9 protein-coding genes and 1 pseudogene are annotated in these 7,540 nt (G+C 61.8%); 7 read left to right on the top strand and 3 right to left on the bottom strand.

Going from position 1 to position 7,540, the window contains the following annotated elements; genetic code table 11:
• Positions 1-188 (top strand): sporulation stage IV protein A (locus ACT8X9_RS12110; RefSeq protein WP_444269154.1); only part of this gene is annotated, 188 nt, incomplete at its 5' end.
• 45 nt (positions 189-233) lie between these two features.
• Here the strand turns inward: ACT8X9_RS12110 and ACT8X9_RS12105 are convergent.
• Positions 234-785, bottom strand: coding sequence for a DUF4364 family protein (locus tag ACT8X9_RS12105; protein WP_227619992.1), 552 nt, complete (start codon positions 783-785; stop codon positions 234-236).
• 50 nt (positions 786-835) lie between these two features.
• On the bottom strand, positions 836-1,771 hold the full coding sequence (locus ACT8X9_RS12100; RefSeq protein ID WP_227619991.1) for a S1 RNA-binding domain-containing protein: 936 nt from the start codon (positions 1,769-1,771) through the stop codon (positions 836-838).
• Between the two features lie 171 nt (positions 1,772-1,942).
• On the opposite strand from ACT8X9_RS12100, the gene ACT8X9_RS12095 reads away from it, so the two are divergent.
• From ACT8X9_RS12095 to ACT8X9_RS12070, 6 genes are all read left to right on the top strand, one after another.
• Positions 1,943-2,131: a DUF951 domain-containing protein gene (locus ACT8X9_RS12095; protein ID WP_227619990.1), complete on the top strand. Its 189-nt coding sequence runs from the start codon at positions 1,943-1,945 to the stop codon at positions 2,129-2,131.
• A gap of 51 nt (positions 2,132-2,182) precedes the next feature.
• The gene (gene prfA / locus ACT8X9_RS12090; protein ID WP_444269153.1) at positions 2,183-3,268 is read left to right on the top strand and encodes a peptide chain release factor 1; all 1,086 of its coding nucleotides are present in this window, start codon (positions 2,183-2,185) and stop codon (positions 3,266-3,268) included.
• A 70-nt stretch (positions 3,269-3,338) separates the two neighbouring features.
• Positions 3,339-4,364: an L-threonylcarbamoyladenylate synthase gene (locus ACT8X9_RS12085; RefSeq protein ID WP_444269152.1), complete on the top strand. Its 1,026-nt coding sequence runs from the start codon at positions 3,339-3,341 to the stop codon at positions 4,362-4,364.
• Positions 4,361-4,969 carry a dephospho-CoA kinase gene (gene coaE, locus ACT8X9_RS12080; RefSeq protein ID WP_444269151.1) on the top strand — a complete coding sequence of 203 codons (609 nt, stop codon included), beginning with the start codon at positions 4,361-4,363 and terminating at the stop codon, positions 4,967-4,969. The genes ACT8X9_RS12085 and coaE overlap by 4 nt, the downstream gene beginning before the upstream one ends.
• Positions 4,957-5,541 (top strand): lytic transglycosylase domain-containing protein, encoded by a 585-nt coding sequence (locus ACT8X9_RS12075; protein WP_444269150.1) that lies wholly within the window; start codon positions 4,957-4,959, stop codon positions 5,539-5,541. Before coaE ends, ACT8X9_RS12075 begins: the two co-directional genes overlap by 13 nt.
• 92 nt (positions 5,542-5,633) lie before the next feature.
• Positions 5,634-7,037: an aminopeptidase gene (locus ACT8X9_RS12070; RefSeq protein ID WP_444269149.1), complete on the top strand. Its 1,404-nt coding sequence runs from the start codon at positions 5,634-5,636 to the stop codon at positions 7,035-7,037.
• 66 nt (positions 7,038-7,103) lie between these two features.
• Here the strand turns inward: ACT8X9_RS12070 and ACT8X9_RS12065 are convergent.
• Positions 7,104-7,540, bottom strand: a pseudogene (locus ACT8X9_RS12065) (polysaccharide deacetylase family protein); the annotation flags it as partial.

Raw genomic sequence — 7,540 nt, 5'->3', positions numbered from 1 at the left:
ATTTCGAGGACGACCCCGTCCGCCTGTGGGAGTCGACCAACTTCGGGAAAAGCCTCCACGAGCTGGTCAACGACGGCGTGCAGAACAAGCTGCTCCATATGCCGCAGGAGGCTCGAAGCCGCCTGCAGGAGACGCTGGAGCGGGTCATCAACGAGGGCTGCACTGGGCTTATCTGCATCCTGCTGTAACAAAAATGGCCGCTGCACGTTGGTTTCGTGCAGCGGCCATTTCGGTCATTTCTCTTCTTCGGTGAGCTTCGTGATGAGCATCTGATAGATCTCGTTGCCCTTGAGGATGAACTGCTTTTTCACCAGCTCGGCGCTCAGCCGATCGGGCGTGCCGATGTCCAGACAGAACAGCTCGCTGTCCAGCGCCTTCACCTGACAGCGCACCGAACAGTGGCCGTCGGCTTTTTCGCGGATGCGGGCGCTGTACTCGGCCTCTTTGCGCGTCCACGTCTGGCTGCGCAGCACAGCGGCCACCGCCTTTTCCCGCACGCTGCGGGGCAGGTCGTAGGCCAGCTCCTGCGCCACCTTCCGGCCCTTGTCGGTGATGGTATATCGGTCGCCGTCCACCACCACGAGCTGCTGCTTGGCGATGTCGTCCAAGCAGGAGCCGATCTCAAAATAATTCACCAGAGCCTCTTCCATCAGGGCGTTTTCGATCTCCGCCCGGGTGATCGGCCCGGCATTCTTGACAAGATAACACAGCAGCAGTCGGATCTCGGTGCTGTTGGTCAGCCCACCGGGACGAACACCGGCGGTAAAAGCATCGTTGGCAGCCATTGTTATTCCCATCTCCCGTGTTCTATAGTATATCTATAGTATAAAGGGTTTCAGGCCGGATTGCAAGCCATGTCCGCAAAATCGGTCTCGATGCGCTTGCGGCTCTCGGGGGTGGAGTAGAGCCAGTGGTCGAGATGCCCTTCGGTGATGAAGTACCGCAGCTCGAAGCGGTGGCTCTGGCTGAGGGCATGATTGACGATGACCAGCTTGATCTTCATCTTCTCGGGCAGGATGTTTTTGATGTAGACGCTCACGGCCTGCCCGGGATGCAGGTCGGGGCAGCTCTCGGCGAGGCCCGCGAGGTTGGGCGCGATCTCGACGAAGGTGCCGTATTCCTCCACGCTTCGCACGATGCCTACCACCGTCTCGCCCACCGTAAAGGCGGCTGCGTTTTCGGCCCATGTGCCCAGAAGCTCCCGGATGGTCAGCACGAACCGCCCCTGCGCGTCCCGGCTCTTGATGGCGCAGAGGATCTGCTGCCCCACGCTGACCCGGTCGGCGGGGGAGGAGATGCGGCTCACCGACATACAATCGATGGGTAGAAGAGCGCTGATGCCGCAGCCCACATCGCAGAACGCGCCGAAAGGCTCGATGTGGGTCACGACGCAGGGCAGGATGTCGCCGGGCTGAAGCTGGTCGAGGTATTCGGCCTTGCACATCCGCTGGGCCTCGGCCCGGGAGAGCCGGTAGAAGGGCTGTCCGTTTTCGTCGGTGTCGATGCCCTCAATGACGAAGCAGGTGGGGCGACCCACCCGCGTCAGCACGGCGATGTCCCGCACGCTGCCGGTGTCGGCCCCGTCGGCGCACTGTCCGAAGGGCATCACGGCCCGGCAGCCGCCCAGCTCGAAACGAAGCTGACGCTGGGTGTCGAAGGCCAGAGCGGTGCTCTGCAAAATTTCGCGGCTGGTCATCGCGGCCCGCAGCTCGGCGGCGCTCAGGCGGGAAGCATTGCGGTAGTTGTTTTCGGTACGAAACGCTTGCATCATCTTTCATTCCTCTTTCTCTGATTTTTTGGGCTGCAGCGCAGGGTGTGCTGCATGGTTAAACCATATGCGGCTGCATTTGCATTTTATACGAGTTTGGATTATACTATAGATGTGTGTCATGCATTGGGCACACGGCCTGTGCCATCTATGGACAGACAGAAGGGAGCCAATATGGATATTGCAGTCGGCGATACCATCCTCACCCGCAAGCAGCACCCCTGCGGAGCGTCCAGCTTCGAGGTGCTGCGGGTGGGCATGGATTTCAAGATCCGCTGCACGGGCTGCGGCCGCGAGGTCATGCTGCCCCGGGCAAAGATCGAGAAGAACATCAAAAAGGTCATCCGGCCGGGTCAGGAATAGCCCGGCGGCACAGCACATTCAGAAACTGTTTTGTAAGGAGAACTGCCTGATATGCCGAATCTGACTTCCCAAATGGAGGCCGTCTGCCGTCGGTTCGAAGAACTTTCCGTCCGTCTCAATCAGCCCGAAACTGCTGCCGACCCGGCGCAGTTCCGCCGCCTGATGCAGGAGTACCACGAGGCAGAGCCGGTGGTAGAAGCCTACCGCGCCCTTGCCACTGCGCAGGATCATCTTGCACAGGCGAAAGCCCTGCTGGAAGGGGAGGAACCCCTCGATGCGGACTTTAAGGCTATGATACAGCAGGAGATCAGCGAAAAGAGTCAGGATGTGGCAGAGCTGGAAAATAATCTCAAAATTCTGCTGTTGCCGAAGGATGCAAACGACGAAAAAAGCGTCATCATGGAGATACGCGCCGGTGCCGGCGGCGAGGAAGCTGCGCTGTTTGCCCACAGCCTCGTGCGGATGTATACGATGTACGTTCAGGGACGGGGCTGGGAGATGGAGCTGCTGAACCTCAACGAGACTGAGCTTGGCGGCACGAAGGAAGCCGTCTTCGCAGTCAATGGCCGGGGCGCGTACAACCGTCTCAAGTACGAGAGCGGCGTCCACCGGGTGCAGCGCGTCCCCGAGACGGAGACGCAGGGCCGCATCCACACCTCGACGGCTACGGTGGCCGTGATGCCGCAGGCCGAGGAGGTGGACTTTGCGCTGGACATGAAAGATCTGCGCATCGACACCTTCCGCTCCTCGGGCGCAGGCGGACAGCACATCAACAAGACGTCCAGCGCCATCCGTGTAACCCACATCCCCACCGGCACGGTGGTCGAATGCCAGAACGAGCGCAGCCAGTTCCAGAACAAGGACAAGGCTCTGGAGATCCTGCGCAGCCGCCTGCTGGCCCAGAAACAGAAGGAGCAGCAGGATGCCATCAACGCCGACCGTGCCGGTCAGGTGGGAACAGGGGACCGCAGCGAGAAGATACGTACCTATAATTTCCCGCAGGACCGCTGTACCGACCACCGCATCGGCCTGACGGTGCACAACCTCGATAAGATCATGGATGGCAATCTGGACGAGATCATCGACGCCCTCGCCACCCGTGAGCAGGCCGAGAAATTACAAAAACTGAACGCATAAACCTGCGCATATTGCGCACGAACATCTGTAAAGTTTAATTGCTTTACATCAGAAAAGAGCGACGATTCGTATGAATATCAAAACTGAAGTCCGCCCGGCGGACGCGGAGGGCATTGCCCGCGCCGCCGAGCTTCTGCGGCGGGGCGAGCTGGTGGCTCTGCCCACCGAGACGGTCTACGGCATCGCGGCCGACGCCCGCAACGGCGAGGCCGTGAGCAAGATCTTTGTGGCGAAGGGACGTCCGCAGGACAATCCCCTCATCGTCCATGTCACCGGTCCCGAGATGCTGCACGGCCTCGTCAGCGAGGTGCCCGAGCGCGCCCAGCTGCTGATGGCTGCGTTCTGCCCCGGGCCGCTGACCATCATCATGCCCCGCGGCCCCGAGGTGGCAGCGGAGTGCTGCGCGGGTCTGGATACCGTGGGCATCCGGATGCCCAGCCACCCGGTGGCCCGGGCCGTCATTGAGGCCAGCGGCTGCGCCTTTGCAGCCCCGTCGGCCAACCTCTCCGGCAAGCCCAGCCCCACCAATGCGCAGGATGTCTTTACCGACATGGATGGACGCCTGCCCCTCATCCTTGACGGTGGCGAGTGCGACTGGGGCGTGGAGTCCACCGTCGTGTCGGTGGTGGGTGAGAAGCCCACCCTCTTCCGCCCCGGACACATCACGCTGGAAGACCTCGAGCGTGCGCTGGGCGAGGAGGTGGAAGTCTCCAAAGCCATCCTCGAAAAGCTGCCGGAGGGTGCGGTCGTCCGCAGCCCCGGCATGAAGTATAAACATTATGCCCCCAAGGCCGATGTCACCCTGCTGGACGGCACCTTCGAGCAGTTCAAGGCCTATGTGGACGCCCACGCCGCCGAGAGACCCAGCTGCCTCTGCTTCACCGGCGAGGCCGAAAAGCTGGGGGTCCCCTGCGTGGAGTATGGCCGGGAGGGGGACGGCGCCGATCAGGCCAGACACATCTTCCGCTCTCTGCGTGCGCTGGATGAGCAGGGGGATGCCGTAGTCTACGCCCGCTGCCCTCAGAAGGATGGCCTGTCGATGGCGGTCTATAACCGTCTTATCCGTGCGGCCGCGTTCCGGGTGATCGAGCTATGATGACGCTGGGCATCACCGGCCGCAGCGGCTGCGGCAAATCCACCGTCACCGCGGTTTTTGCGGCCCGGGACATCCCGCTGGCAGATGCCGACCAGCTCTCCCGCGAGATCCTGCTTCCCGGCTCTCCGCTGCTGCCCCAGCTGGCGGAGCGCTTCGGGGCGGATATTATAAGGGCAGACGGCACCCTTGACCGCCGCCTGCTGGCCGACCGCGCCTTTAAGACCCCCGAGGGGAAAGCGGCGCTGGACGCGCTGACCCACCCGGAGATCGTCCGCCGCATCCGTGCCGCAAAACAGGCCGCTCATCGTGCCGGTGCGAATCTTTTCGTGCTGGACGGTGCGGTCATCGTCGGCACGGCGGCAGAAGCGGAGTGCGATAAGCTCTGTGTGGTCACGGCCCCTTTTGAGGTCAGTGTGGAGCGCATCGCTGCCCGGGACGGTATCTCGCCTGAGATGGCCGCCCGCCGTCTCAACGCCCAGACGCCGGAGGCGGTTCTGACCGCCAGAGCGGACTACATCCTCCCCAATACCTCCACCCGCGAGGCGCTGGCGAAGGCGGCGAACGAGCTGTGTGATACGCTCATCGGGGAGGGGTGCCGCACTTGAAAAAGCTGTTCCGACTGCTGCGCAGGCTGGTGGTGCTGGTCTGCATCGCGGCAGTGATACTGGTGACGCTGCCGCCCCTCGCCCGGAAGGCCGACCAGCTGCTCTATCCCCGCAAATACAGCCAGCAGGTGGAGCAGTGGGCCGCCGAATACGGCCTCGACCCGCTGCTGGTCTATGCGTTTATCCGCACCGAGAGCGGCTTCGACCCTGCTGCTACTTCCAGCGTCGATGCCCGGGGGCTGATGCAGATGACGGAGGAGACCTTCATCTGGCTGCGCAGCAAGATCGCGCCCGACGAGGGCCTGACCTTCGATGACCTCTACGACCCTGCGGTCAGCATCCGTTTCGGCTGCTACTACCTTCATCTCTGCATGGAGCGGTACGGCGGCGATGTGGCCACGGCCGCAGCTGCCTACCACAGCGGGTGGGGGACGGTGGATAATCTGCTGCGGATGGAGGAGCATTCCTCGGACGGGCAGACGCTGAAGGGCTTTCCGTACAATCAAATGCACCACTACGTCGAAAAGATCACCGCCGGTTACGCCGCCTATACCCGGCTCTACGGCGGCTGATGTACTACAAACGAAGAAAACCGGAGAGGATAAGCTCTCGCTGGTTTTTGATAAATCAAAGTGTAAGAAAACAGAAAGGCAGGAGAGATCCTATGGCAGAAAAAACTCCGAACCAGCAGCTGGCTGAAAAGCTGCTGTTTAAACCCGCTTACGCCGGTGACAAGTCCGCCGCCGTCAAGCAGGAGGCCCACGCATTCGCTGAGGGCTACAAGAAATTCCTTGATGCCGGCAAGACCGAGCGCGAGGTAGCCGCCGAGAGCGAGCGGATGCTGAAGGACGCTGGCTACCAGCAGTTCGACCCGAAGAAGACCTACGCCCCCGGCGACAAGGTCTACTTCAGCCAGCTGGGCAAGGCCATCGTGGCTTCCACCATCGGCACCCGCAGCTTCGAGGACGGCTTCCATCTGGTCATCGCTCACACCGACAGCCCCCGTCTGGACCTGCGCCCGACCCCGCTGTACGAGTCCGACCACTTCAGCTACTTCAAGACCCACTACTACGGCGGCATCCGCAAGTATCAGTGGGGTACCATGCCGCTGGCCATCCACGGCGTGTTCTCCCGCGCTGACGGCACCACCGTCTCGGTGAACGTGGGCGAGGACGAGAATGATCCCGTCTTCTGCATCACCGACCTGCTGCCCCATCTGAGCGCTGAGCAGAGCGAGCGCAAGCTGAGCGACGGCATCAAGGCAGAGGAACTGAACATCCTCATTGGTTCTGACGCTGTGGACGACGAGGATGTGAAGGAAGCGGTCAAGCTGAACACCATGATCCTCCTCAACGAGAAGTACGGCATTACCGAGAAGGATTTTGCACGCGCTGAAATCGAGATCGTCCCCGCTTATAAGTCCCGCGACGTCGGCTTCGACCGCTCCATGATCGGCGGCTACGGCCACGATGACCGCGTCGATGCATATCCCGCTCTGATGGCCGAGATCGCCACCAAGAATCCCGCCTTCACCACCGTCTGCGTCCTGACCGATAAGGAAGAGATCGGCTCTGATGGCGTCACCGGTATGCAGAGCATGTACGTCTTCCACTTCATGCAGGAGCTGTGCCGCACCGCTGGTCAGGACGACATCATTGCATTCCGCAACAGTGTCTGCCTGTCCGCCGACGTCACCGCTGCTTACGACCCGAGCTGGGCCAGCGCTTTCGAGCCGATGAACGGCACCTACGCAGGCCGCGGCATCGCGCTGTTCAAGTACACCGGCAGCCGCGGCAAGAGCGCTGCAAACGATGCTTCTGCCGAGCTGGTGGGCTATGTCACCCGCATGATGGACGCCGACGACGTTGCATGGCAGATCGGTGAGCTGGGCCGCCTCGACCTGGGCGGCGGCGGCACCATCGCAAAGTATGTTGCCAACCGCGGCATCCCCGTCATCGACATCGGTGTGCCTGTGCTGTCCATGCACTCTCCCTTCGAGGTCATCCACAAGACCGACCTGTACATGGCTTATCGTGCCTTCGTCCTGTTCAATCAGGCCGCTGAGTAAGCTGTCCTGCGAAAATCCCAAAGCCCCGGAAAGTCTGCCGTCTGGCAGGTCCTCCGGGGCTTTTTGCTATGCTGCGGGTAGAGGAACGGCCTGTGCTACCGTGAGGAAGGCGAAGCCGTTGTCCTTATACCACTGGATGATGTCGGGCAGGGCCTCGGCTGTGGTGTGGGTGGTGGCTGAGTCGTGCATCAGCACGATGCACTGGGTCTGCTCTCCGGTCTCCCGCACGATGTTGCGGAAGATGGTGCCTGCACTGGGCTTGCCGCCCACAGCGTCCTCGGCGCAGACGTTCCAGTCCACATAGGCGTATCCTTTGGCAGTGACCTCTTCCTTCAGCTGCTGCATCAGCCCGCGCCCGCCGTAGCGGCGGCTCACGGTGTTGGTGCTGCCGCCGGGAAAGCGCAGGTACCGCAGGCCATCTGCCGAGAGGTAAGGGGAGAGCCGCTCTATTAATAGGCTGATGTCCTTCCAGTAGGCGTCCGGGCTTTGGTAGATGTCGCTGT

This window comes from Faecalibacterium sp., from assembly GCF_052358865.1.
In the GTDB taxonomy this organism is placed as follows: Bacteria; Bacillota; Clostridia; order Oscillospirales; family Ruminococcaceae; genus Faecalibacterium; species Faecalibacterium butyricigenerans.
Note: the sequence above shows the minus strand (reverse complement) of the source record. Positions and strands in the feature narration are given on the sequence as shown.

What these genes read in the sequence shown, in the direction of transcription:
- ACT8X9_RS12105 (WP_227619992.1), bottom strand. Translation starts at nt 785, where the DNA reads ATGGCTGCCAACGATGCTTTTACCGCCGGTGTTCGTCCCGGTGGGCTG.
- ACT8X9_RS12100 (WP_227619991.1), bottom strand. Translation starts at nt 1,771, where the DNA reads ATGATGCAAGCGTTTCGTACCGAAAACAACTACCGCAATGCTTCCCGC.
- ACT8X9_RS12095 (WP_227619990.1), top strand. Translation starts at nt 1,943, where the DNA reads ATGGATATTGCAGTCGGCGATACCATCCTCACCCGCAAGCAGCACCCC.
- prfA (WP_444269153.1), top strand. Translation starts at nt 2,183, where the DNA reads ATGCCGAATCTGACTTCCCAAATGGAGGCCGTCTGCCGTCGGTTCGAA.
- ACT8X9_RS12085 (WP_444269152.1), top strand. Translation starts at nt 3,339, where the DNA reads ATGAATATCAAAACTGAAGTCCGCCCGGCGGACGCGGAGGGCATTGCC.
- coaE (WP_444269151.1), top strand. Translation starts at nt 4,361, where the DNA reads ATGATGACGCTGGGCATCACCGGCCGCAGCGGCTGCGGCAAATCCACC.
- ACT8X9_RS12070 (WP_444269149.1), top strand. Translation starts at nt 5,634, where the DNA reads ATGGCAGAAAAAACTCCGAACCAGCAGCTGGCTGAAAAGCTGCTGTTT.